Source organism: Bacteroides sp. 43_46, from assembly GCF_001915455.1.
GTDB classification, from domain to species: domain Bacteria; phylum Bacteroidota; class Bacteroidia; order Bacteroidales; family Bacteroidaceae; genus Bacteroides; species Bacteroides caccae.
The window spans coordinates 1-25,433 of sequence record NZ_MNQN01000123.1; the positions used below are offsets into that span (position 1 = coordinate 1).

Here is a 25,433-nt window from a genome sequence, read left to right on the forward strand (position 1 = left end):
CTGTCTATTATTGAAACTTAGTGTTTAATAATATATTATTAATGTAATTTTTAAGTAGTTATGAAAAGAAAATTTGTAAAAGTGATGTTCTTCGGGGCGCTGGCACTTTCTACTGTCACCTATGTAGGTTGTAAGGACTACGATGATGACATCGACAATCTGCAAACACAGATTGACGCTGTAAAGGTGTCACTCGAGGAGTTGCAGACAAAGGTTAACAGCGGTTCCGTTATAACAAATGTTGTGAAAGGAGAGAACGGAATTACTGTGACGCTTAGTGACGGCAAAAGCTATGAACTGACTAATGGTAAAAATGGTGCGGATGCTGATGTTTGGACGATTGGTGAGAAAGATGGCTATTGGTACAAAAATGGTGTGAAAACCGAATATAAAGCTGTCGGAGTAGATGGAGCACCCGGTGCTGCCGGACCGGCTGGTGGAGAAGGTACACCTGGTGAAAACGGTAAGTACTATGTACCTAACAAAGAAACTGGCTGTTTTGATATTTATCAGGATGGTAAATTGGTAGAAGCAACAGATATTAGTTGGAAAACCGCAGCATCTGAAGGTGGAGTTACTGCTGTTCTTAATGGTAATGTATTGACACTTCAAGGAGTTGAAGGAGCACCGGATGGTATAGCAATAGACATCACTTCAGGCATTGCTTTATCTTCTATCGCATTCATTCCTGATGTAGTAAGTACAGATGTTCCTTATGCAACTACTAGTAAGCCTTTCTATCATATCGAGAGTTATTTAAATGAAGCTAAGTTTAATACTACTAGTGGCGAATTCATTGCACAGAAAGATTGGGGTAAATCAAATGTTGTGGCATTGAATTATCGCTTGAATCCGGAAGATGCAAATGTTGACGGAAAAACTGTATTCGGCTTTATCGATCGTAAAGTGAAAACCCGTGCAGTTGGTGACAAGAAAGTGTTGCTGAATGTTGACGAGACGAAGGTGGCGGATGGTGTTGTAACTATCGGAACAACAATTAATCCGAATGCATTGGCTCAAAATGCTGAATATAACATTGCTGCTTTACAGGCATGGTATGGTCAAAAACCAATGACATCTGATTATGTATATGCTACATCTAGCGAGATTGACTTGGTACTTGCTGATAGCGTAAAAACTAAGGAAGGTGACGATGCTGCTATTACTTTCTATGAGCGTACAAAATCTATCAATAAAGATGGTGAATCAGATGATTTCATCAAACAGTTTGTTGCATTGGACGCTGCTGCAAACGCTACATTTAAATATGATGCTACTATTAATTTGAAAGATTATGTAGGATTGTATTCTAATGATAAAGATAATTGGTTGGCAGCATTGGGATTCAAAGGCATGAGTTATGAATTCTCAATACCTGAGAACTATTTGGCTGAAGATGACGAAAAGACAAATCAACAATGGTTTATCGTAAAAGAAGGAGAAAACATTGCCGGTAACGGTGTTATTAAAGTTAATCCTGAAGTGAAAAACGGAACTCCGGCTATCGGACGTACTCCTGTTGTTAGAGTAGACGCTTTCTTAACTAGCAATGCAGGTGAAAAGAAACTCGTAGCTTCATCTTATATCAAATTGGAGATTACAGAAACATCTCAGGCTCCGGACGAAAAACCTGATTATGGAATTATTGATATGTCTGCTGATAAAGCAGCTGATTATCATAAGTTAGAAGGTGGTGAAAAAGCATTCACTAATGACTATAATCTTGATAATGTCAGCATGGACTATCAGGCTATCAACAATAAGATTTACGGTACTGCAAAATTGACTTCTACTACATTCTGGAATTATTATGGTGGTGATGATCATAAATATAATGTATTGGTTACTGTAACTGACAAAAATGGTCAGGAACTGACTATTATTGATCAAGAGGCAGAACAGAGTACAGATGTAGTGATAAATGATGAATCAGGTCTTCTTCTGAATATTAAATTGAACGATGATGCAACTAAGACATCTGCTATCAAAGTGGGTATCAATAATCTGATCAAGACTCAGAATACTTACAAAAACGTAGACGGTAAGGGTGCTAAATACTCAGTTAAGATTATTATTCCTTCTAATGATACATCTCATGGTGATATTGTACTTCAACAAGTATTCTATGTGAAGGAAGAATGTGTTGCTTATACTTATAATCCTTTGTATTATAACGAGACATATAAGTCTCTTGCTGATGGAAAGACTTATAAGGATTGTATTGTAGTCAAAGGACAGGAAAACTCCGGTTGGGAAATGTCTTCTGTAGTGAGCGAGCATTTTGAAAATAATGAAGCAGGTGAGAATATCTTCACATACTATAATAAAGTTAATAATGTAAAAGCACTTCAGTTCCAATGGGCTTCTGGTGTAACAGGTGTATCTCCGTCTCCTCTGGCTTCATTCTCAACAGATCAGACAGTTAAGTTGACTGAGCCGATGACCGAACGTGATGATGTTAAGAACATGACTTATCAGGTAACTTTGGAAAATGGTGAAACATGTGATTTTGCATATAACATCGTATTCATTAATCCGTTTGTTGCTACAAAAGCTACCGGCATAAAGATCTTTGGTAATGGAATTGGTGTAAACACCGGAGCCACTATGCCTGAAGTTCTTGTGAAGGATAACGAAGGAAGCGCTATTTACTCTTATAGCTCTACTGCTACTACATTAGTGTTGAGTGATAAAGCTACAAATACTTATAAACTGAATGCTGACATGGTAAGTGTTGAATATGCTTTCGTTGAAGAAGGTGATTGGGCTATACTTGACAAGAATATGTCTGCAAATTCAGAGTTAAAGGTTAATGCTACTACAGGTGTAGTTACTTGGAAAAACGAAGGTTCTACTTTGACTAGAGATTACAACCTTACGGTAATTGCAACTGTGACATTCAAAGATTTGTCAGTTGTAAAATGTGAGATTCCTGTAACATTGACAGAAAAAGCAATTAAATAACAAAGTCATGATTCTCTTATAAAGAAACTTGATTTGTAGATAAATTACGGAGGACGTTCCAGTAAACAAACGGGGCGTCCTCTGTTTTGAGTTGAATTATATAATAAATATGAAGATTAAATATCACATTCTGTTGGTTCTATTCCTGACGTACGTTAATGTTGCCTTTGCTTGGCAGTCTGGTTACACAAAAGAACAGTTTTCCGAAAAAGAGGAAGGAAAAACTGAGTTCAATCCACATTGGTTTCTGTCTCTGCAAGGAGGAGGTGCCTATACTTTAGGTGAAGCGATTTTCGGAGATTTGGTATCTCCGTCCGTAGCGGTAGCTTTGGGATATAAGTTTACTCCGTTGTTTGCAGTTCGGGCAGAAGCAAGTGGCTGGCAGGCTAAAGGAGGTTGGGTAAATCCGGCAATTACTTATAAATATAAATATTTGCAGGGTGGCCTAGATGCTATGTTTGATCTAAGTAACTTGTGTTATGGTTTCCATTCAAAACGTATATTCAATGCATATCTTTTTCTGGGTATAGGCTTGAATGGCGCTTTTGACAATGATGAGGCTGTAGCTTTGAACGCAAGCGGGTACAATTTGCAACGTTTGTGGACAGGTAAGAAACTGTATGCTTCAGGACGTATCGGGCTGGGGACAAATCTTCGTCTGAATGATCATGTGGCTATCAACTTTGAGTTGAATACAAATATGTTGTCTGACAAGTTTAACTCTAAGAAAGGTGTGAATGCTGATTGGCAATTCAATGGATTGGTTGGGCTCTCTTTCACATTAGGAAAAAGCTCCAGGAAGGTGGCTCCTGTTTCTTATGAACCCGAACAACCTGTTTCTGTTACGACAGTGGAGCAGCGTCCTGAACCGATTCCGGTAGTGGAGCAATCGAAGCCGAAGGAAGACAAAATAGTTGTAGAACCTATGAAGCAGAATATTTTCTTCGCTTTGAACTCTGCTCGTATTCAGGATGAGCAACAGCAAAAAATTAGCTCTTTGGTTGAGTATCTGGAGAAAAATCCTGCGGCAAAGATTTGCATAACAGGTTATGCAGATGTAAATACAGGTAATGCAACAATAAACTTTAAGTTGTCCGAGGCTCGTGCCAAGAATGTTGCTGAAGCATTGAAATCTAAAGGCATTGCGGCAGACAGAATAAAAGTTGACTTCAAAGGAGATACAGTACAACCTTATTCTACTCCGAAAGAAAATCGTGTAAGTATTTGTATTACAGAATGAAATACTATAAAAGGAAACAGCTGAATGGAGATGCTTGTGAAAGTGTACCATTCAAATCACTGTTCCTTGGAAGGGATGCCTCCCTTATTTCCCACGGACATCCCTTTATAGCTCTTAAGGCATCTCACTTATTACGCTAGAAGCAATTTGCTAGTCCCTTTTTCCCTATAGATAAGGAGATGTTTTAAGAATACAAAGAGCCCAGGCTTGTGAAAGTCCGGGCTTTTCGATATTCATCTATCAGGCTTAATCAGCAGAAAGTCTTTATCATACAATCCCACAAGTAAACTTTCTCCTTTGGCGTTCACTTTCAGGCCTCCGTATGTTGCCTTTTGATAAAGGGTGTCTTGACCTTCTTCAAAGAAGAAAGATTCGGCACCAAGAAATAAACGATCATTTACAATTTTATAGTTGATGATCAGTTCGTTATCGTTCAAAGGTTCCAATGCATCCTTAAGTCGGACAATACGGGCTACCCGGTTACTGTCGATATTTAATACGGCATATCCATGTGTAGCTACTTGTGTATCGCCGAGTAAGTCCGATGTAGCTTCTCTATAACGGAGGCTCATGTAATCACCTTGCATAAGTGAACGAGGGTCGACGGGAGCCAGTTCAAACAATACGAGTTGACCGTCTCTCAGTGTTTGTTCTTTCTGGTAAATGGACCAGTTGAGGTATCCTAACAAAAGTAACAGGTTAGTGATAATCAGTATCCGACTCTGTTTTTTCATGTTTCGTTCTTTTTTGAGTGAAATAATACCAAGCGATCATGAATATGATTCCTGTGAAGAAAAGCGTGATTGACTTCACAAGCAGGCTTAGGTTCAAATCATAGTAGTATTTGGAAACGGCATAGATAAAGAGTAGGAGTGCGGCGGCACATTCTGCTTTATAGCCATAATGAAAACATATCAGTATCAGTAAGAGACTACCCGACAGATATGGGGCGAACATTGTCGGCAGGCAGATAAGGATACAGAGAATGCATATTCCGATCTGACTTACCGGGTTCGTTACTTCCATTACCGGCATGATACGTTGAATAATAAGAAGAATCCCGATCCAGATAAAGATAGATAGTAACCAATAGGGTGCGGGTATTCCATAATTAACAGACAATCCGGCTAATAAGCAGATACAGGAAACGAATAAGCCGGAATGGAAAGGTGTGTATTTGGAAACTAAGTTTTCCTTTAATCCGGTCAGGATATTCCTTTCGTATAGATTGGTGAACAGGAAAACTGCTAAAACCGGGACTACTGCTATTTGCAAAAGTTGTATTGACGAAGATAAATAAGCTAACTCTCCAAGAAAAGAAATAATAAATAGAATGACAGAAAGGAAAGGTAAGATGAAACCTTTCGATAAGAAGAAAGTGAAAATGCCGGTTATCGCAAGTGCAATAAAGAGAGCATTTGTACTTTTGTTTAGTCCATAAGCAATCAGTGCACATCCGGCGATGTACAGAGTGATATTCATTGCATCCAGAAAAGGAACTGTGAGCCGGCGACTTATTGTCAGGGTAGTAATGATGAATAAACATCCGATTATCAGACTGGATGTTTCAGTGCGGATAATCGAGGCAACTACCAGAAATCCCAAAAAGAAGATAGTAGTCAGGATTCCTCCGATAATTGACACTACTTGGATTGTCAGGTTATTCTTCTGTGCCATACCATTGCCTTTTTAGGTGGAGAATAGAATATATAATCAAGGTCGTTCCTGTGATAACGATAATTCCTGCAAAGAGAAATAGATTGACATTTCTGAGATTACTGTGTGATATAAAGGTAGTCAGCAGGATCATTAGAGTTGCAAAAGGAATGGTAGCGAGATAATACAGATTCTTTTGTTTCCGACCGAACCACAATCCTACCGAAAACAAAAGAATGGTACTTGCTAATGGGACGGATAGAATGGTATTATCTTCACAGATAGCTGCCATTGTAAGATAACTGGTATGTATAATTGTAGCCAACGACAGGAGGCTGATCAGCCAATGGTTTCGTTTATTCAACTGCCCTTTTATGTTCATTCGCTCCGCAACGATCGTTGATGTGGCGCATATCCAGGTTACTGCGCTGGTGAGCAAAGCGCTGGTCCACGAATGACCGGGTACTATTTGTATTACATACAGCCATATTGTTATACTGAGTAGTCCGATAAATGTCAGCCACAACGGGGCGAAACGGATAGCTACTGCCCAAAGAAAGGTAAAAAGTGTCCACCCGAGGAATAGGTGGTATGCATCGGCTCCGGTCTGATAGATTTGCCCGAATACGGCAAAAAGCGTACCTGTCAGAAAGGTTGCTCCGGTAAGGAGAACCTGTTTGACGAGCGTACTCCACCGGGTGAATACGGCGAGCAGGACAGAGGTTGCCAGTAAAACTTCTACCATTCCCAGTTTGGCGAATTTGGGGAGTTCATCCCAATTGTAGGCAAAGAAGAAGATAATGCCTGCTACTGTAAAACCAATGCCTGCCGCTAACAAGAAAATGGAAAGAAATTGATTCCATTGTCTTTTATTCGCATAGAGAGCTTGCCGGGGCAAAGGTGAAAAGTCTGACTTTTCCATGTGCTTTATACTTTTTGATGATTACAAACATAAGAAAATAAAATGATAATCACCTTATCCGATAATCTAAAATACCTCCCGTATATGTTTATAGTTAGAATTGATTGTGTCAATAACTTCTTGCGAACGCCCGTTGATTAATAACTTATACATCGACTGGGCAAAGCCTACCATTTGTCCGAACTCAATTTGGGGAGGCATGGCGAGTGCGTTCGGGTCGGTCATAATATTAACAAGTACCGGACCGTCCATTTCAAAGGCATTGTATAGGGTCGTTAATACCTCCTCCGGGTCACTGACATTGAAACCTGTTATTCCCATCGCTTCCGCTACTTGAGCGAAGTCGGGATTCAACATATTTGTCTGCCAGTCCGGTAGCCCGTCAACTTCCATTTCCAGTTTCACCATTCCCAGCGAACGATTGTTGAATACGATAATTTTAATCGGCAGTTTGTACTGAACCACCGTTGCCAGATCTCCTAAAGTCATAGACAAACCTCCGTCACCGCATAATGCGACTACCTGGCGTTCGGGGTAAGCCAAGGCAGCACCAATAGCCTGCGGCAAAGCATTTGCCATAGAACCGTGATTGAAAGAACCCAGCATGTGGCGATTACCTGTCGCTTGCAGATACCGCGCTCCCCATACGCAAGTCATCCCCGTATCTACTGTAAATACAGCGTCATCTGAAGAAAGTTTGTCAATCTCCGACATCACGTATTCGGGATGAATCTTATTCACTTCTCCTTTATCTTTCGTGTAGGCAGCTAAATCTTTCTTTACCTCTTCGTATCTTTTGAGCTGTTTCAACAGGAAAGTATCATCTGTTTTCGGGGTCAGCATACGTAATAATGCCTGAATAGTCATTTTCACATCTCCACAAAGTCCGATGTCTACTTTGGCGCGGCGTCCCAGGCGTTCGGGCTTTATATCTATCTGGGCTATTTTGATATCATCGGGCAGGAAAGCAGAGTAAGGAAAATCCGTGCCGAGCATGAGAAGTACTTCCGCTTCGTGCATACTGTAATATCCTGAAGGCATTCCCAATAATCCGGTCATTCCTACCTCGTACGGATTTTCGTATTGCACTTCCATTTTTCCTTTAAAAGTATATGCTACCGGGGCATTCAGTTTCTCGGAAAGGGCAATCACTTCTTCGTGCGCCCCACGGCAACCGATGCCACAGAATAAGGTGATACGTTCATGACTGTTCAATAAATCGGCCAACAGTATAAGGTCCTCTTCCGAAGGACAGACTTCCGGCCGGGTGAAATAGTTCCGGACTGACGAATCGACAGAAACGGCCGATGCCTTTGCCAGATCTCCCGGTAAGCCGACTACGGCTACTCCTTTACGAGTAATAGCTGTCTGAATGGCCGACTGGAGCATACGCGGAAATTGCTTGGGAGTAGTGGCTACTTCATTATAATAACTGCAATCATTGAAAAGCTTGATTGTATTGGTCTCCTGAAAATATTCAGTACCGAATTCTCTGCTTGGGATAGTGGAGGCAATAGCTATCACCGGTGCACCCGACCGTTGTGCGTCATACAAACCGTTGATAAGATGCACGTGTCCCGGACCGCTGCTACCGGCACAACATCCCGGACGTCCTGTCAGTTGCGCTTCTGCTGCGGCGGCATACGCTCCCGTTTCTTCGTGCCGCACGTGTATCCATTTTATTTTATTATTCTTCCTGACAGCTTCGTTTACTTCATTCAGACTATCGCCTGTCACGGCGTAAATACGTTCCACTCCCGATTCTGCCAGAGTGTCTATTAGTTGTTCTGCTATTTTCTTTGCCATATCTGTAATAGGTTTAGGATTGATTCTCTGATAATAACAGATGTCTGCAAAGAAAAGTTCTATTTTAACATACGCTAATACCGGTATTGTGTCGGTACACATCGCGGCTTTTATGTTAAAAATAAATTAGTAACAGGTTTTTGGTAAAGTAGCATAAACAAATGTAATGTCCTTTTGTTATCTTTCTAGGTAAAATCTTAACCTAATGTTTTAAACCTCTAAATAACTCTAGAAAAATGGACAGAAATGAAATCGGTTTGAATGCCGGTAAAGTTTGGCAGCTGCTTAGCAATAATGAGAAATGGGGCTACGGAACTCTGAAAAGGAAATCCGGGCTGAAAGATAAAGAGCTGGGTGCCGCTTTAGGCTGGTTATCAAGAGAGAATAAGATAGAGTTTGACCAATGTGATGAAGAACTCTATGTATATCTCTGTGTAAATGTTTACATCGGCTAAAGGAGTTTGGTACTTGCTGAAAACAAAGAAATTCCCGGAGTGGTAACGTGTAGTTAGTGCGTCGGGGATTTTTGTTTTTAGATATATCTTCGTGCTACTTGATTTTTGAAAATAAATCTGTTACTTTGCCATCCAATTTAAAATGTAAGGAAACAATGAGAAGTTTTGCCTCTGATAATAATTCCGGTGTGCATCCGTTGGTAATGGCAGCGTTGAACCGGGCAAACACAGACCATGCATTAGGCTATGGAGACGATAAATGGACGGAAGAAGCCGTTGCAAAAATAAAAGAGACTTTTACACAAGACTGTGTGCCGTTGTTTGTATTCAACGGAACGGGTAGCAATGTGGTGGCGTTGCAGTTAATGACGCGTCCGTATCATTCTATTTTCTGTGCCGAAACAGCCCATATTTATGTTGACGAATGCGGCTCTCCCGTGAAGATGACAGGTTGTCAGATTCGTCCGATTGCTACTCCCGATGGTAAACTGACTCCCGAGCTGATGCGACCTTACTTGCATGGTTTCGGTGACCAGCATCATTCTCAACCGAGAGCCCTCTACATCTCCCAATGTACGGAAATGGGAACTATCTATACGCCCGAGGAACTGAAACGTCTGACGGACTTTGCTCATTTGAACGGTATGTATGTCCACATGGACGGAGCTAGAATTGCCAATGCCTGTGCCGCCCTCCGGCTTTCTTTTAAGGCGCTGACTGTGGATTGCGGAGTGGATGTCCTTAGTTTCGGCGGAACGAAGAACGGACTGATGATGGGGGAGTGTGTTATTGTATTCAATAAGGACTTGCAGAAAGAAGCCCGTTTTGTCCGTAAGCAGTCTGCCCAACTGGCTTCGAAGATGCGCTATCTCTCTTGCCAGTTCACCGCTTATCTGACGGATGAACTTTGGTTGAAGAATGCCACGCATGCCAACGTAATGGCAGCTAAGCTTTACAAAGAGTTAAAGAAACTCCCGGAAGTAACTTTTACTCAAAAGGTAGAAAGTAACCAGTTGTTCCTTACAATGCCCCGTCCTATTATTGATAGAATGTTGGAATCTTATTTCTTTTATTTTTGGAATGAAGATAAGGATGAAATTCGTCTAGTAACTTCTTTTGATACAACGGAAGAAGATGTTGATGAATTCATTCGACTTTTAAAACGTTAAAAGGGAAAAAGGGGACAACAAAAGCCCACATAACGCTGTTGTAATAAGAAGTTTGAAACTAACTTTGTCTCTAGAGTTTTCAACTTCTTATTATATATGAATACTAGACAGAACAAGCTAATCTTATTCGCACTATTATTATTGACACAAACCTTTATTAGTGCGCAGACGCATTCTACTAAAATAGAACTGCCGGAAGACTCTATATCTGTTGCGGCCGTTAACGATTCTGTTCCGGCAAAGCGCAGCTTCTTCAAGAAATTCCTTGACTACTTCAATGACGCCAACAAGGAGAAAAAGAATAAAAAGTTTGATTTCAGTGTGATAGGTGGTCCTCACTACTCTAGTGATACCAAGTTTGGGCTCGGGCTGGTGGCGGCAGGCTTGTATCGTACCGATTCTGCTGATACGATTCTTCCTCCCTCAAATGTTTCTCTTTATGGAGATGTGTCGACTGTCGGCTTCTATTTGTTGGGAGTTCGTGGAAATCATTTGTTTCCGCAGGATAAATATCGGTTGAATTATAACCTTTATTTTTATTCTTTCCCCAGCCTTTATTGGGGGAGAGGATACGACAATGGGGCAAACTCCGATAACGAAAGTGACTATAAACGTTTTCAGGCACAGGTAAAAGTCGATTTTATGTTCCGAATGGCAAAGAACTTTTATATCGGTCCAATGGCCGTATTCGACTATATTGACGGACGGGATTTAGAAAAACCGGAGCTTTGGGAAGGAATGGCGGCACGGACAACGAATACGAGTCTCGGCCTTTCCCTTCTTTATGATTCACGTGATTTCCTGACCAATGCTTATCGTGGATATTATCTGAGGATAGACCAACGGTTCAGCCCCGCCTTCTTTGGTAATAAATATGCTTTCAGCAGTACGGAACTGACCACCAGTTATTATCACCCTATATGGAAGGGAGGGATATTGGCCGGACAGTTTCACACTCTGCTGACTTATGGAGATACCCCTTGGGGATTAATGGCAACATTGGGAAGTTCTTATTCGATGCGCGGATATTATGAAGGACGTTATCGTGACAAGTGTGCTATGGATGCACAAATAGAACTTCGCCAGCATGTCTGGAAGCGAAATGGGGTAGCTGTATGGGCAGGGGCAGGAACAATCTTCCCGGAATTTTCTGCGTTTACTCCGAAACATATTCTTCCTAATTATGGTTTTGGTTATCGTTGGGAATTTAAAAAGAGAGTAAATGTACGTTTGGATTTAGGTTTTGGTAAACACCAGACCGGATTTATTTTTAATATAAATGAAGCTTTTTAAGAACATAAAGAAATGGTTGGAGGATCAGGAACATCTGTTTTACTTGTTTCTGTTCATCCTGATTGTACCTAATATTGTGCTCTGTTTTACGGAGCCGCTGTCGTTTATAGCAAAGGTCTGCAATGTCCTGTTACCTTTTGGATGTTATTACCTGCTAATGACACTATCGAGAAATTGCGGTAAAATGCTTTGGATTTTGTTCCTGTTTCTCTTTTTCGGAGCGTTCCAGATTGTGTTGCTCTATCTGTTCGGGCAGTCCATTATTGCTGTCGATATGTTTCTGAACCTGGTGACCACCAATTCGAGCGAAGCTATGGAACTGCTTGGCAATCTGACGCCTGCCATTGTCGTTGTGGTGATACTGTATATACCGGCTTTGGTGTTGGCTACCATTTCAATCGTCCGAAAACGAATGTTATCGGCAGCGTTTATCCGCAGAGAACGTAAAAGGGCTTTCGTCGTCTTCGGAGTCTCCCTTCTCAGCCTTGCCGGGGCATACGTACAGGATCCCGGCTATGAACTGAAATCGGACTTATACCCTTTGAATGTCTGTTATAACGTAGGGCTTGCTTTTCAGCGGACTGCCTTGACGCAGAACTATCACCACACTTCCAAAGACTTTACCTTCCATGCCCAAGCTACGCATCCGGAGGAGAAACAAGAGGTGTACGTGATGGTAGTGGGCGAAACCTCCCGTGCATTAAACTGGCAACTGTATGGTTATGAACGGGAAACGAATCCGTTGCTTGTCCAGCAGTCGGGATTGGTTGCTTTCCCGAAAGTGCTGACAGAATCGAATACCACGCATAAAAGTGTGCCTATGTTATTGTCTGACGTTACTGCTTGCAGTTATGACTCTATTTACCATCGGAAAGGAATCATTACTGCCTTTAAAGAAGCGGGCTTCCGGACAGTTTTTTTCTCTAACCAACGTTTTAATCATTCTTTCATCGACTTTTTCGGAAGGGAAGCCGATACCTTTGATTTTATAAAAGAGGATTCGTTGGATTTTTCCTATAATCCTTCTGACAATGAACTCTTGAAATTGGTAGAGCAGGAATTGGCCAAAGGTGCAAAAAAACAATTTATCGTCCTTCACACCTATGGTTCTCATTTCAACTATCGGGAACGTTATCCGTCGGGAGACGCTTTCTTTACACCGGACTATCCGGTTGAGGCGGAAAGGAAATTTCGGGATAATCTGGTAAATGCATACGATAACTCTGTCCGTTACACGGACAGCTTATTGGCACGCCTTATCGGTATGTTGGAGAATCAAGGTACAGATGCAGCCTTGATTTATACATCCGATCACGGAGAAGATATTTTTGACGACCCCCGTCATCTTTTCCTTCATGCCTCACCTGTACCGTCCTATTATCAGCTTCATATTCCGTTTCTTATCTGGATGTCCGACAGTTATCGGGAAACCTATCCCGAACACTGGGAAGCTGTGACGGCTAATAAAGAAAAGAATATTTCCTCCAGCAGTTCCTTCTTTCCGACGATGCTGGACTTGGGAGGAATAAAAACTCCTTACCGGGATGATTCGCAATCTGTGGCAACCCCTCTTTATAAAATGAGGCCGAGAGTCTATCTGAACGACCATAACGAACCTCGTCCGTTGGATGATTTAGGGATGAAGAAACAGGACTTCTATATGTTGGAAAAACAGGAAATCAACACCTAAACTTAATACTTGCTAAAATTTTCATCCAAAAGACAGATTGGCGTGTTATTTGCAATATGATGTATGAACGATTAAATTCATAAAACATGGCCTATATAGATTATTACAAGATTCTTGGAGTTGACAAGAGTGCTTCACAAGATGATATCAAAAAGGCTTTTCGTAAGTTGGCCCGGAAGTATCATCCTGACTTGAATCCTAACGACCCTAGTGCAAAGGATAAGTTTCAGGAAATCAATGAAGCCAATGAGGTACTGAGTGACCCTGAGAAACGTAAAAAGTATGATGAGTACGGAGAACATTGGAAGCATGCTGATGAATTCGAAGCACAGAAACGAGCGCAGCAACAGGCCGGAGGCTTTGGTGGTGCGGGCGGCTTTGGCGGATTCGGTGGCGGAGGACAAGGTTTTTCCGATGGTAACGGAACATATTGGTATAGCTCCGATGGAGAAGGCTTTTCCGGAGGTAACGCCAGTGGCTTCTCTGACTTCTTCGAGTCGATGTTCGGCCACAGGGGAGGCAAGGGACAAGGTGCTGCGGGATTCCGTGGACAGGACTTTAATGCGGAGCTTCATCTGTCGCTTCGTGATGCTGCTCAGACGCATAAACAGATATTGACCGTCAACGGTAAACAGGTACGTATCACTATTCCTGCCGGTGTAGCCGACGGTCAGGTGATTAAGCTGAAGGGCTACGGAGCCGAAGGTATCAACGGGGGACCTGCAGGCGACTTGTACATTACATTTGTCATTGCCGAAGATCCTGTTTTCAAACGCTTGGGCGACGACCTGTATGTTGATGTGGAAATAGATCTCTACACTGCCGTATTGGGAGGTGAGAAGATAGTCGACACTTTGGACAGTAAAGTGAAACTGAAGATAAAGCCGGAAACACAGAACGGTACGAAAGTACGCTTGAAAGGAAAAGGATTCCCGGTTTATAAGAAGGAAGGACAATTCGGTGACCTGATTGTGACCTATTCCGTTAAGATTCCTACGAATTTGACGGATGCACAGAAGGAATTGTTCCGTCAATTACAGAGTATGAACTAAAATGAATGAGTACCATGCAGACCGAATTAATTATTGTCAGTGAATACTGTCACAAATGTCATATTGAGCCTTCATTCATTGAATTGTTGGAAGAAGGCGGTTTAATTAACGTGCACACTGAAGGTAGTGAACATTATCTGCTCGTGTCCGAACTTCCGGACGTGGAACGTTATAGCAGGATGTATTATGACTTGTCCATTAATATGGAAGGCATTGACGCCATTCATCACTTGTTGGAAAGAATGGAGGAGATGAAACGCGAAATGGACTCACTCCGTAAGCAGCTTACGCTATACCGCAAACGGGAAATAGAAGATACTGACCGGTAGAAAAATAGAGCTTCTGTTTGTACTAAACAGAGGCTTCATTTATAGTAAACAGAGGCTCTGATTCACTCAATCAGAGCCTCTGTTTTAATAAGACTGTTCCGGGAGAATATGACTATCGGAGATATGTACAGATTTCTTCCAGATAGTGCGCATCAATATCATCGAAACTATCCAATGAATCACTGTCAATATCCAGCACTCCGATCACGTTCCCTTCTTTCATCATCGGTACAACTATTTCCGATTTGGAATCGGAACTGCATGCAATGTGGCCGGGAAATTGTTCTACATCAGGAACAATCAGCGTATGTGCTTCTTTCCAGGCCGTGCCGCAAACTCCTCTGCCAAAACGGATACGAGTGCAGGCGATAGACCCTTGAAACGGACCTAGCACAAGCTCATCGCCTTTCACCAGATAAAAGCCTACCCAGAAGAAATTGAAAGTCTGCTTTAATGCGGCGGAAAGATTCGCAAGATTGGCTATGAAATCCGTTTCCGTACTTATTAATGCGTATAACTGCGGGAGTAGTTCACGATACTTTTCCTCCTTGCTTCCCGCGTTGATTGATAAATTTTCTGCCATATCGGTTGTTACTTGATTTGATTTAATATACTTGGATCTTTTATCTTGTCGTCTTCTGCAAAGAAGATAATCTTCGTCAGTATTTCAGCCGTTTTCGGGTCCTCATCCACAAATGGCAGGAACAAGCGTCCGCGGTTTTGTGAATGTACCGGGAGAACGGCAATCTGTGCGCCTCCTTCCTGATGAATCACACCGCTTCCCAAGTGAATGTTGTACTTGCCCAGCTTGCCCTCGATACGGACAAAGTTGCCTTCCACCTTCACATTGTTGAAATGGAACAACGGCATTGTCAGTTCCACCAATACGCTACGCATTTCGATCGTAGAGTGACTGGTTTCCGGATCTACACTTCCGGCGTGCGCCACGCTTACGGCAAGGTCTACATCCCTCATTACTTCGGAGAACACAACGGGAGGAATCTCCGAAATCTTCATGGGCTTATAATCCTTTCGGTTGTAGAAACAAACATATTCCAACGTAGGAGCTTCGATGTCGGCAGGCGAGAACCAATCGGCCATTGCGTAAATATTGGCAATGATATTCTCTTTGTAATAGATCTTTTGAAGTCCGTCCTCATAGTCGGCTACCCAACGACGTCCCTTCAGTACGGCAATTGTTTTCTGCGGTTGAATCTGGTTGCCGGCGTAGCGGCGGGATTGTGTTGCTTCCGCCTCTTCGGAAGTAGGAACGTAGAGCTCGCGGAACACCTGTTTGAAAGGTTGGCGGATTGCTTTATCGAACAGGAATTTCTGATATGCGTGCCAGTTGCCGCTTGCATACAAGTCGGTGGGGTGGGCGATGCGTAACTCGTCTTTCGCTTTTAACGGGAGGCAGACGGCGTTTGCCGTCACCAGCAATCCGTCAGTGTAGAAACCTGTTTGTCCGTTACAGATAAAGACCAGATGTTTCAGCAACGGCCATATAACGGGATTTTGCATCAGCTTGCGCAACTCGCTTTCTTCAAAACGGGTACAGTCTTCCATTGCTTGCTCCAGCATAATGCGCGAACGGGTATACTGGTCTTTCAGCTTCTTATGCACCGCTTTCAGTTCTTCTACATACGGATGTTTTTTCAGTTTGGCGGGCATACTGTTGAGCTCTTTGCCCGCTTTGATCTGCTTGATCTCTGGCTTGCCTTCTTCGCTGACTTGCACGTATACTTCCACACCGTCTATCTCTTTGGGAGTCAGGTAAGGGAGCAGTTCTTTAATCAGCTCCGTTTCCATGCTCCATGTCAGGCGGGTGACGTCTCCGTAGCCGGAATTACGTGCAAGGTTTTGCAGTGCGATGCTGACGGCTTTCTTTTCGCTTTCCTGTCTTTGTGCACCGAATTCCTTGCTTTCTTTCAAGAACTTTTGCAGGTATTGGTAACGTTCCAGCAATTCCTTGTCTGCTTTGCGTCCCAATGGGATCAGTCCGTAACTCATCAACAAATCCTTGTTCCGTTTGGCAATGATTTCCTTCTTTACATCTGCCGCCTTTACCGTGCCGCTGGTTGCATCGGCAAACTTGCGGGCACGGGTGTGGCTGTTGCTGCATGAAATATATTTGGCGGCATTGTAGACTACTTCAAAGCGTTGTTTGCCGATAGTCTTGAATGCATCTTTGAACCAGTCAATATCAAATGCGCCTTCCCGGAGGTCTTCCACATCAATCGGGGTATAGCGGGCGATAATCGCTTTCTTTTTGTCATCGCAGGTCTCATTGGTATGGGCATGGAAATAATAAGCTGCGCTTGTCAGTCCCTTCCAATTGATCGCCTTCTCGGTAAGTTCTATCCATTGCGGGGCGAACATGGCAGCTTCTACCAGTCGTTCATTGCTGATTTCAGCCTGTTTTGCAAGCTTTTTCAGTTGGGCACTGGTGTCTGTCGGCAGTGGATAGCAGGCGTGGAGCAGGCTGCTCAATACTCCGCGTTTCGTATTGTTCCAGTTATAGCTGTCGCGAATGAAGGTATCTTTGCCGAATGCCTGCAGGATGCCGATGAACGTTTTGGCTCCGTAGACATAAGACAATTCTTCGGCAAGACTGGTTACCTGCGTTTCGGAATCTCCCCGTTTCAATTCTATTTCCAGAATCCTGTCGACCACCTTTTGTGCCAGTGAACGGAACAGAGAGAAGTCGATTCCTTTGATATCGGCATACCTTTCTTTCTCTTTACTGAAACGGAAATTGTCATTCAATACTTTTGTGATAGCCTCTACGCGGCTGGGGGAGTTGACACGTCCCATCATTTCCCGGTAAACTTCTTCGGCCGGAATTAATCCCAGCATCCATGCTCGGGCGAAGTCCGTAGCCTGGAGGTAAGAGTCCGTTTCTTCCAGTTCGGGTGTATGCTCCATGTAATTGGTGAGCTTGTAGAGCTGGTAGCGTACGGTGAAGTAGCGGACGAACAGATCATCGCTGATCGGCTTTTGAGGTATTTCGAGCCAGAAGTTCACAAACTTGTTGTTGTGTATCGGGTAAACGATTTGTTTCTTTCCGTATTCCATTTTATCCCTGAGCCATGCGTGCTTGTTGGTATATTGACGGAAAATGTTTTCTGTATTCAGCAATGGCAATAATTGGAGAAGCATATTGACGGATAACTGTTGATAGGCAGCTTCATCCCTGTATTCATGAGCCAGTGCTTCGATGATATCGTTAATCTGATCGTAATATGTCAGCTTGCGGAGTTCTTTTTGCAGCCCGCGATAGACGACACCTGTATACATCCGGTTGATAAGCGGATCGAAGCTATTGGCCGATTTCTGGTCTGCTTTTCTGTCTTCCTCATCTTCCTCGTCATAATCGTCTTCATCCTGGGGAGTTCCTGTCGATGCAAGCATGAAGCTCATCATCAGTAATTTGTCATAACTGCCTATCTCTTCTTCATAGAAGGCTTTCCAAAGTTCCGGACGTCCGAGTCCGCTCAATCCTCCGTAGTTACTCCAGTTTATCAAGACACTATTGCCTATCAGGCACGCTTCCCCGTAGCTATTCTTAAACTCCGCGTTCTTATATGTTTCAATGTATTTATTCAGCTTCTTGAAGATGAGCTTTGCCCTTCCGAAGCAGATAAGTTCAAATGTTTTTCTCACATTGAATCCTTTGTCCGGAGTGATTTCCGGCAGGTTGACTTCCAGGGCAGGGTCGTACAGTCCGAAACCGTTCTCTTTCGTGTAGTGCTGTGTGACTGTCTTTTCCGTTCCGTCGCCAATCAGAGACTCTATCAATACCTTTTCCTTGGCGTTCGGTTTTCGGATTTCTTTGACAACAGGAAGAAGTTCCTGATAGATATCCTGTAGAAATTCTGTATTATGGATAGTCTTCATCATATCCAGACCGGCCAGACGGCGTTCCAATACCTTATCTGTCAGTAAGCGGCGGATACTGTCTGCCAGTTGTTCTTTCGGCTGTTTCATCAGCAGATTGATAGCGTTAATACGCATCTCGCTGTATTTGAATCGTAACAATTCCTCTACCTTCAGGTTCTGTTCGGGTGATAAAGTCATATCGGACAATACTTTATAAGCTTCGTCGCGTACATCTACCGAACGGTCACCGAGTGATTGAAGTACGTATTCTTCTTGTAATTGGCTGGTGGGAGGATTCAGTACAATGCCGATATATCCTGCTCTCATATAAGTTTCCAGAGTAGGCAGATAAGCACAGAGATCGTCCCTTAATGCCGAGTCATGCAGCATCCAGGTGATGTATGCCATTTTGAGTACAATGTCCGAACGGGTGAGGAATGCACTTTCCCAGAAGAATATGTACGGAGAGTAAGTCTCTTTGGCAGAGATTGACTGATAGACTTGTTTCAGGTATTCATAGTGGCGGACCGCTTCTTCTTTTGTTTCGAAGTAGTCGATAAGTTGCGGACCTTCTTGATAATTGCCGTACCGGCTGAGATGGATCCCGTTCATATAGAGAGGAAGAATGGATGCAACCACCGAAGGTTCGTTGTGCCATACTTCCAGCGCTTCTTTGCTGATGCGATGGTTCATCCCTGTATATTGCGTGCAACGCAGGAAATAGAGGAGAGTTTCTACCTGATATTTAGCACCTTCTTTGATGATTTGCGGTATAAGTGCCTGAATGTCTTCCGTATTATAGAATCCGATACTCCATAATGCCAGGTAAAGCTTGGTTGTGTCTTTGCTTTGGAGAGCCTCGCGGGCGTCCTCTTGATTATTCAGGAAATGCCGGATGAGTTCTACATATTTATTGGTGATACGGTCACTGCTGTCCTGTTCGCCGATACCTGTACTGACTGCTATGCCGCGTTTCACGGAAGCAAAGCGTTGAAGTCCGTTGTCGTAGATAATGGAAAATAGGTAGAGGTAGCTTTCGGGACAGCCTTCGTCCATTGTCTCTACGATAGCTTGCCGGAGTCCTTCTTGCAGTTTGGCAGCCAACAATAACTTCCCTTCCAGTTCGAGCAACGGACGGTATCCGCTGGCAGCGATAGCTTGAAGGTGTCCCTGATTCAGACGGTTGGCATTGTTTTCGCTGGTCAGCACGTTTTGCAAGTACTCAATGACGGTGGCATTTCCTTCCGCTATTTGGGCAGCCATCCAACTCTGGCAACTCATAGCGTCTTTGATTGTTTCTATTTCTTCCGGTGTTCTTCCTCCGTTGAGTATGGCCTGTTCGTTAAACCCGGTTGCACGTAGTTTCAGAAACTGGGTCAGTGCATCTGTCACATGGTTGAGATGCAGGGTCGGGTCAACCGAACGTTGTGAACGTCGTGAATACCCACAAGTATACGGGCAACGGGCCTTGATTTTCAAGTAAGTATGAAACAGCCCGGCATATTCGTCCCCCAATAAGTAGAGAAGTAGTTTATTTAGTTTTCCGTCAAAAAGATGGGCGACATTCCTGATACTTTCCTCTCGGATGATTTCGGTGATACAAGGCTCCAATTGCTCGCCATACGTCCCGTAACGGGTATCCATGTCAAGATATTGAATGAATACATCGAAGAGAACAGCCGTTTCTTTATCCAGCTTTTTTTTATTCTTTATTAATTTGTCCACATACGGGATGATTCGTTTATTCAAATCTTCATTGTAAATGATTCTCATGATTATCTGTTTTTTTGGGGTTATTATAGATACTTACCATAATCTTCCCGATAGCATAGTCAGTCGGATAAAGGTCAGTGTAGTTTCTTCTTTTAATACAACAGGAGAAGAAAGCCCGCCTGCTTCCGTGTCATCTATAAAGATACGGAAAATTCCGTCCTCATAAGATTGCAGCGCATTGACGATTGCTTCAGTTTCTGCGGCCGGTCTGCCGTTATAGTTTACTTCGAAGCCTACCTTTCCGGAGGCAGCCTTGTCCTCAACTTCTTCCCGAGTGAGATATTGCAATACTTCACTCTGTTGCATGCGATCGTTATATTCGCTTACTTGCCAGCTGACAATACTTGCAATCAACTCCTGCACATTGGTGGGAGGAACAGAAAAGTCGACGGGCAGCTTTTCAATGCAGCACTTTCGCTTTCCCAGTTGTTTTACTTGAATGTATACTCTCATTGTTTACTTTATTTGGTTATTTGAATGCTTGATACAATAGCTTCCAAGTCTGCTTGTGCTTCCTTGTCGTAGACAAGCATTACTATGGAAAAGACTCTTAGTTGATCTTCCTGGAAATAACGTAATGCAATTTGCTGTACGTCATGCCCTGGCTCATCGGGAGCTCCGATATGCAATGGATTCGAGGTCTGTGTCATAGACAGGCCGTTGATCGTTACGTTGCTTTGTTTATAATCCTCCGAAGGCTCTCCATTTGCATTTCTCGGGAGCAGGAGTGTCAGTTCTTTTACGCGTTCAAACTCTTTCCGTGTGTCATAGGTAAGCGCGACGGCAGTTAATTGGTTTCCTCCATTGACGAGCATTAGAAAAGGAGGTTCCGCAGTGGGAGTCAGTCCTCGCGCACCTGTTATCTTATGCCAGTTTGTAGGATATTGGCAACTGAAATTTGTTGTTGCATCATAGAAAGAAAGCCATGTGTCATTGTTGCCGACAGGGGTATAAGGTGGCATTTGCAGGGTGGACGACTTGCTTGGCGTATTCGTTGCAGGCTGGTTGTCATTTTCCTCTTCCAGTTCACCGTTAAGATAAGCTTCCACGATTCCGCTTTCCCATTCCTTACGTATTTCCCGATATGTTGAAGGGATGTTCTGGCAAAGTCCGAGGAAACTGAACAGGAAGATTCCGAAGATCCCCAGTTCCCCTACAATAGAAATAGTTCTTTGTGCATCCTTCTTCTCAAATCTGTAACTGATTACATAAATGATTCCCAAAAGAAAACCACTGAGCAATCCACCGATATGTGCGGCATTATCGATTCCTGCTTTCATGCCATATACCAGATTGTAGCCTACGAAAAGAAGGATACTAATTAATAATGCTTTCCGTTGTGCTCTCGGGATGTGGTGAAAAAGGAGGAAAGCCAGAAAGATGCCGTAAAGTCCGAAGATCGCTCCTGAAGCTCCGGCACTGATTGTTTCGGCGTGCATATAAAGACTGAAGGCTGCCGAACAAACCCCGGTGAGCAGATAGGAGATGAACATACGCCGCGTTCCTATCAGGTCCTCCAACCAAAGTCCGATATACATGAAAGCATACATATTCATCAGCAAGTGGAAAGCGCCGATATGTATGAAGTTGCAGGTTATGGCGCGCCACCAATCTCCGGTAAGGGTTAGCGGTCCAAAATCAGCCCCCCATTTCAGTAAGGCCAGTGTGGAAGGTTCCAGGATTCCCACTCCGAAAGCCACCATTAAGATAAAGATCAGAAGATTAAGGTCCATTAGGATAGGAGTCGCTATAAATCCTTTCCGGGGAATGAAGAAACTGATAAAGGATGATTTCTTTTCTATTTCTTTGAGATATGCTTCTTCTTCCTCGGTCAACGGCCGGTTAAAATCATCTTCCAGTTTTTTGGCTTTTTGCTCTAATTCTTCCGGAGAAAGAGTTGATTTTATTTCTTCCATTGCCTTCTGCAAACTTTGGATGTTTTTTCTGTTCTTGCCATAGTCTACCAGTTGCATGGCAATGCTTTGACTGCGAACAGATATTTCTCCGTCACTTCCTTCCTGAATAGAGACTGTAATTTCCTCTCCATGGGATTTTATACTCATAGGGACATCAAAACGGACACCTTCAAGAGTGAGTTCTTCAATATTCCATTCTAACTTTTGAGAAGCTTCAAGGGCTAAAATCAGAATTTGTGTGTTTGATAAGCCAGCAAATTGTAGTGTGTCCTCATGTAAAGGCCTGAGTCTAAATGCCATATTATTCTCTTTTAATTGTTGTAAATGATTGCCTATTTCCTGACAGACAAATGTATGGAATAATAATGAGAAAAAGTAGAAATAAGTGGGGTATATTTTTATAGATATAGAGAAACTTAATTGGGTGAGACATAGCCGGTTCGAACGAAGGGGAGGGGATATCAAACAGAAAGGGCCGGATTTGTCCGCCCGAATACGTAAAGATTATCATATTCGGGCAGGCAAATCCAGCCCTTGCGTTGTATAATATTCTGTTACTTCTTATAGAAAGCCAAGTCTTCTTTATCGAAGTTGCTGATAAAGTTAGCATGTTTTTCCACTTCTGCTTCCGCATAGTTCAGATATACGTGTGCAGATTTAGAGAACAGTTCGGAAGATCTGCTTGCATCCTGAATCAGCAGGTGAGACATGATGATGTCGGCAGCCATTTCCATTAATCTGCGGGCTGTGAAGTCGAGCAGTTCCTGATCTTGTGCTTCTTTCACTGCGTTGGTACTTGCTTCGAACTTATCTGCCATTTTTTTCAGACGAGACATCAGCGGTTCCATTTCCGGTGAGCAGGGGATAGCTTCGAACTCGCGTATAGTAGCGATGTAAGAGCCATTCGTTACGTAACGGATAGCGGCTACGGTCTGCAACTGAGTTGTACCTTCGTAGATACTGGTGATACGTGCGTCGCGGTAGATGCGTTGGCAAGCATATTCCATCATGAAGCCCGAGCCACCGTGTATCTGTATACAGTCGTAAGCATTCTGGTTGGCATATTCGGAGTTCATACCTTTGGCAAGCGGAGTGAAGCTGTCGGCCAGTTTGGCGTATTTCTTCTGTTCTTGACGTTCTTCCGGAGTCAGTTTACGTTCGCGGGCGATGTCATCCAGTGCTTTGTAGATGTCTACGTAGCGTGCTGTTTGATACAGCAGTGCACGTCCTGCATCCAACTTACCCTTCATGCTGGCAAGCATATCATAAACAGCCGGGAATTCGATAATTGCCTTTCCGAACTGTTTGCGGTCTTTGGCATAAGCCAATCCTTCGTTGTAAGCAGCCTGGCTCAATCCTACCGATTGTGCGGCAATACCCAGACGGGCACCGTTCATCAACGCCATTACATATTTAATCAAGCCAAGCTTACGGTCACCGCAAAGTTCAGCTTTTGCATTCTTGTATACCAGTTCGCAAGTAGGAGAACCGTGGATACCTAGTTTGTTTTCGATACGACGGACATTAACTCCCCCCTGACGCTTGTCATAGATGAACATAGACAAACCGCGACCGTCTCTGGTTCCTTCTTCCGAACGTGCCAGTACGAGGTGGATATCCGCGTCACCGTTAGTAATGAAGCGTTTTACACCGTTCAGCAACCAGCAGCCGTCTTTTTCGCTGTAAGTCGCTTTCAGCATGACCGACTGAAGGTCGGAGCCTGCATCCGGTTCCGTCAAGTCCATAGACATTGTTTCGCCTTGGCAGATGCGAGGGATGAAACGGCTGTGTTGGTCGGCATTACCGAATTCGTATAATGTTTCGATGCAGTCCTGCAATGACCAGATGTTGCCGAAACCGGCATCAGCAGCCGCTACGATTTCTGCACACATGGTGTACGGAGTAATCGGGAAGTTCAGTCCACCGAACTGACGGGGCATGGTCATGCCGTTCAAGCCGGCTTTCACCATGGCGTCGAGGTTCTGTTTCGTACCCGAAGCATATTCTACACGTCCGTTGGCGCAGTGAGGACCTTCTTCGTCAACGCCTTCTGCGTTGGCAGCAATGATTTCTCCTGTGATTTCTCCTGTGATCTCCAGTACTTTGTCGTAAGAGTCTACGGCATCTTCGAAGTCCAGCGGAGCATAATCGAATTCATCTTTATCTCTGTAATTGCGTTCTTTCAGTTCGCAAATACGCTTCATCATCGGATTGTTCAAGTGATACTTGAGTTCCGGTATGTCTGTATAATAATTAGCCATTGTTCCTTACTTACTATTTTGTTTATAATACTTAATCATCTTCGGTACAACTTCTTCAATCGTTCCGTTGATTACATAATCGGCAATCGTGTTGATCGGAGCGTCCGGGTCGTTGTTGATAGAGATGATGATACCACTTTCCTGCATACCGGCGATATGCTGAATCTGTCCGGAGATACCGCAGGCAATGTAAAGTTTTGGACGAACCGTAACACCTGTCTGTCCAATCTGACGGTCGTGCTCTGCATAACCTGCATCCACAGCGGCACGGCTGGCACCTACTTCAGCGTGAAGTTCTTTAGCTAGGTCGAACAGCAAGTCGAAGTTTTCTTTCGAACCTACACCGTAACCGCCGGCTACGATAATCGGAGAACCTTTCAGGTTGTTCTTGGCTTTTTCCACATGGCGTTCGATTACCTTTACTACATAATCCGTGTCGGCAACGTATTTCTTCACGTCGTGGCGGATCACTTCTCCCTGATAAGTCGGGGAGAGGATTTCTTTCTTCATCACACCTTCGCGAACGGTTGCCATTTGCGGGCGGTGTTCCGGGTTTACAATCGTTGCAACGATGTTGCCGCCGAATGCCGGACGGATCTGATACAACAGGTTTTTATAAACTTTGCCTTCTTTCTTGTCTTCGTGGTCACCGATTTCCAGAGAAGTACAGTCGGCAGTCAGTCCGCTGGTCAAAGCGGAAGAAACACGCGGGCCGAGGTCGCGACCGATAACGGTGGCACCCATGAGGCAGATTTGTGGTTGTTCTTCTTTGAAAAGGTTCACCAGGATAGCGGTGTGAGGGAGTGAAGTATAAGGATAAAGTCCTTCTCCGTCGAAAACGTGGAGTTTGTCTACTCCGTAAGGAAGGATTTGTTTTTCAATATCTTTGAGGCCTGTTCCGGCAACCACAGCTTCGAGCTGACAGTTCAACTGGTTGGCTAACGAACGACCTTTGGTCAGAAGTTCAAGGCTAACGTCTGCTACGTTACCTTCTTCTATTTCGCAATATACAAATAAGTTATTCATGA

18 protein-coding genes are annotated in these 25,433 nt (G+C 43.5%); 8 read left to right on the forward strand and 10 right to left on the reverse strand.

Features of this window, described 5'->3' with window-relative positions; all coding sequences use genetic code 11:
• The first annotated feature begins 60 nt into the window (after positions 1 to 60).
• Both BHV72_RS13980 and BHV72_RS13985 read left to right on the forward strand, forming a co-directional pair.
• Entirely contained in the window at positions 61 to 2,964 is a 2,904-nt protein-coding gene (locus tag BHV72_RS13980) for a PL29 family lyase N-terminal domain-containing protein (protein WP_286856196.1), read from the forward strand.
• Positions 2,965 to 3,073: 109 nt separating this feature from the next.
• Complete coding sequence (locus tag BHV72_RS13985; protein WP_122264847.1) at positions 3,074 to 4,204, forward strand: OmpA family protein; 1,131 nt, start codon at positions 3,074 to 3,076, stop codon at positions 4,202 to 4,204.
• A 233-nt stretch (positions 4,205 to 4,437) separates the two neighbouring features.
• Here the strand turns inward: BHV72_RS13985 and BHV72_RS13990 are convergent, their stop codons facing one another.
• The 4 genes from BHV72_RS13990 to BHV72_RS14005 form a co-directional block, all read right to left on the reverse strand.
• Positions 4,438 to 4,938, reverse strand: a complete 501-nt coding sequence (locus BHV72_RS13990) for a GDYXXLXY domain-containing protein (RefSeq protein WP_005678309.1) — start codon at positions 4,936 to 4,938, stop codon at positions 4,438 to 4,440.
• Positions 4,904 to 5,881, reverse strand: coding sequence for a DUF4401 domain-containing protein (locus BHV72_RS13995; RefSeq protein WP_286856198.1), 978 nt, complete (start codon positions 5,879 to 5,881; stop codon positions 4,904 to 4,906). The genes BHV72_RS13990 and BHV72_RS13995 overlap by 35 nt, the downstream gene beginning before the upstream one ends.
• Complete coding sequence (locus tag BHV72_RS14000) at positions 5,865 to 6,782, reverse strand: DUF2157 domain-containing protein (protein ID WP_122134261.1); 918 nt, start codon at positions 6,780 to 6,782, stop codon at positions 5,865 to 5,867. The genes BHV72_RS13995 and BHV72_RS14000 overlap by 17 nt, the downstream gene beginning before the upstream one ends.
• 66 nt (positions 6,783 to 6,848) lie before the next feature.
• The gene (locus BHV72_RS14005) at positions 6,849 to 8,588 is read right to left on the reverse strand and encodes a thiamine pyrophosphate-dependent enzyme (protein ID WP_122295626.1); all 1,740 of its coding nucleotides are present in this window, start codon (positions 8,586 to 8,588) and stop codon (positions 6,849 to 6,851) included.
• Between the two features lie 236 nt (positions 8,589 to 8,824).
• On the opposite strand from BHV72_RS14005, the gene BHV72_RS14010 reads away from it, so the two are divergent.
• From BHV72_RS14010 to BHV72_RS14035, 6 genes are all read left to right on the forward strand, one after another.
• Positions 8,825 to 9,043, forward strand: coding sequence for a winged helix-turn-helix domain-containing protein (locus BHV72_RS14010; RefSeq protein WP_005678315.1), 219 nt, complete (start codon positions 8,825 to 8,827; stop codon positions 9,041 to 9,043).
• Positions 9,044 to 9,198: 155 nt separating this feature from the next.
• Positions 9,199 to 10,212: a threonine aldolase family protein gene (locus BHV72_RS14015; protein WP_122134260.1), complete on the forward strand. Its 1,014-nt coding sequence runs from the start codon at positions 9,199 to 9,201 to the stop codon at positions 10,210 to 10,212.
• Between the two features lie 96 nt (positions 10,213 to 10,308).
• Positions 10,309 to 11,505 (forward strand): BamA/TamA family outer membrane protein, encoded by a 1,197-nt coding sequence (locus BHV72_RS14020; protein ID WP_005681660.1) that lies wholly within the window; start codon positions 10,309 to 10,311, stop codon positions 11,503 to 11,505.
• Complete coding sequence (locus BHV72_RS14025; RefSeq protein WP_286856202.1) at positions 11,492 to 13,195, forward strand: phosphoethanolamine transferase family protein; 1,704 nt, start codon at positions 11,492 to 11,494, stop codon at positions 13,193 to 13,195. Before BHV72_RS14020 ends, BHV72_RS14025 begins: the two co-directional genes overlap by 14 nt.
• 86 nt (positions 13,196 to 13,281) lie before the next feature.
• Positions 13,282 to 14,247: a DnaJ C-terminal domain-containing protein gene (locus tag BHV72_RS14030; protein ID WP_005678320.1), complete on the forward strand. Its 966-nt coding sequence runs from the start codon at positions 13,282 to 13,284 to the stop codon at positions 14,245 to 14,247.
• 14 nt (positions 14,248 to 14,261) lie between these two features.
• On the forward strand, positions 14,262 to 14,576 hold the full coding sequence (locus BHV72_RS14035; protein ID WP_005681659.1) for a chaperone modulator CbpM: 315 nt from the start codon (positions 14,262 to 14,264) through the stop codon (positions 14,574 to 14,576).
• Positions 14,577 to 14,688: 112 nt separating this feature from the next.
• On the opposite strand, the gene msrC is transcribed toward BHV72_RS14035, so the two are convergent.
• From msrC to BHV72_RS14065, 6 genes are all read right to left on the reverse strand, one after another.
• Entirely contained in the window at positions 14,689 to 15,159 is a 471-nt protein-coding gene (gene msrC / locus BHV72_RS14040; RefSeq protein WP_286856205.1) for a free L-methionine (R)-S-oxide reductase MsrC, read from the reverse strand.
• 8 nt (positions 15,160 to 15,167) lie between these two features.
• Positions 15,168 to 20,228, reverse strand: coding sequence for a DUF4132 domain-containing protein (locus tag BHV72_RS14045; protein WP_286856208.1), 5,061 nt, complete (start codon positions 20,226 to 20,228; stop codon positions 15,168 to 15,170).
• 33 nt (positions 20,229 to 20,261) lie between these two features.
• The gene (locus BHV72_RS14050; protein WP_055171613.1) at positions 20,262 to 20,681 is read right to left on the reverse strand and encodes a hypothetical protein; all 420 of its coding nucleotides are present in this window, start codon (positions 20,679 to 20,681) and stop codon (positions 20,262 to 20,264) included.
• 8 nt (positions 20,682 to 20,689) lie between these two features.
• On the reverse strand, positions 20,690 to 22,444 hold the full coding sequence (locus BHV72_RS14055) for a rhomboid family intramembrane serine protease (protein ID WP_055171616.1): 1,755 nt from the start codon (positions 22,442 to 22,444) through the stop codon (positions 20,690 to 20,692).
• 254 nt (positions 22,445 to 22,698) lie between these two features.
• The gene (locus BHV72_RS14060; RefSeq protein ID WP_195309957.1) at positions 22,699 to 24,405 is read right to left on the reverse strand and encodes an acyl-CoA dehydrogenase family protein; all 1,707 of its coding nucleotides are present in this window, start codon (positions 24,403 to 24,405) and stop codon (positions 22,699 to 22,701) included.
• A 6-nt stretch (positions 24,406 to 24,411) separates the two neighbouring features.
• Complete coding sequence (locus tag BHV72_RS14065; protein ID WP_055171620.1) at positions 24,412 to 25,431, reverse strand: electron transfer flavoprotein subunit alpha/FixB family protein; 1,020 nt, start codon at positions 25,429 to 25,431, stop codon at positions 24,412 to 24,414.
• Between the last annotated feature and the right edge of the window lie 2 nt (positions 25,432 to 25,433).

Bases quoted from the DNA above. Each gene is read 5' to 3' on its own strand.
- BHV72_RS14050 (WP_055171613.1), bottom strand. From the start codon at position 20,681: ATGAGAGTATACATTCAAGTAAAACAACTGGGAAAGCGAAAGTGCTGC.
- BHV72_RS14035 (WP_005681659.1), top strand. From the start codon at position 14,262: ATGCAGACCGAATTAATTATTGTCAGTGAATACTGTCACAAATGTCAT.
- BHV72_RS13995 (WP_286856198.1), bottom strand. From the start codon at position 5,881: ATGGCACAGAAGAATAACCTGACAATCCAAGTAGTGTCAATTATCGGA.
- BHV72_RS14030 (WP_005678320.1), top strand. From the start codon at position 13,282: ATGGCCTATATAGATTATTACAAGATTCTTGGAGTTGACAAGAGTGCT.
- BHV72_RS14005 (WP_122295626.1), bottom strand. From the start codon at position 8,588: ATGGCAAAGAAAATAGCAGAACAACTAATAGACACTCTGGCAGAATCG.
- BHV72_RS14010 (WP_005678315.1), top strand. From the start codon at position 8,825: ATGGACAGAAATGAAATCGGTTTGAATGCCGGTAAAGTTTGGCAGCTG.
- BHV72_RS14025 (WP_286856202.1), top strand. From the start codon at position 11,492: ATGAAGCTTTTTAAGAACATAAAGAAATGGTTGGAGGATCAGGAACAT.
- BHV72_RS14020 (WP_005681660.1), top strand. From the start codon at position 10,309: ATGAATACTAGACAGAACAAGCTAATCTTATTCGCACTATTATTATTG.
- msrC (WP_286856205.1), bottom strand. From the start codon at position 15,159: ATGGCAGAAAATTTATCAATCAACGCGGGAAGCAAGGAGGAAAAGTAT.
- BHV72_RS14000 (WP_122134261.1), bottom strand. From the start codon at position 6,782: ATGGAAAAGTCAGACTTTTCACCTTTGCCCCGGCAAGCTCTCTATGCG.
- BHV72_RS13990 (WP_005678309.1), bottom strand. From the start codon at position 4,938: ATGAAAAAACAGAGTCGGATACTGATTATCACTAACCTGTTACTTTTG.
- BHV72_RS14045 (WP_286856208.1), bottom strand. From the start codon at position 20,228: ATGAGAATCATTTACAATGAAGATTTGAATAAACGAATCATCCCGTAT.
- BHV72_RS13980 (WP_286856196.1), top strand. From the start codon at position 61: ATGAAAAGAAAATTTGTAAAAGTGATGTTCTTCGGGGCGCTGGCACTT.
- BHV72_RS14015 (WP_122134260.1), top strand. From the start codon at position 9,199: ATGAGAAGTTTTGCCTCTGATAATAATTCCGGTGTGCATCCGTTGGTA.
- BHV72_RS14055 (WP_055171616.1), bottom strand. From the start codon at position 22,444: ATGGCATTTAGACTCAGGCCTTTACATGAGGACACACTACAATTTGCT.
- BHV72_RS13985 (WP_122264847.1), top strand. From the start codon at position 3,074: ATGAAGATTAAATATCACATTCTGTTGGTTCTATTCCTGACGTACGTT.
- BHV72_RS14060 (WP_195309957.1), bottom strand. From the start codon at position 24,405: ATGGCTAATTATTATACAGACATACCGGAACTCAAGTATCACTTGAAC.
- BHV72_RS14065 (WP_055171620.1), bottom strand. From the start codon at position 25,431: ATGAATAACTTATTTGTATATTGCGAAATAGAAGAAGGTAACGTAGCA.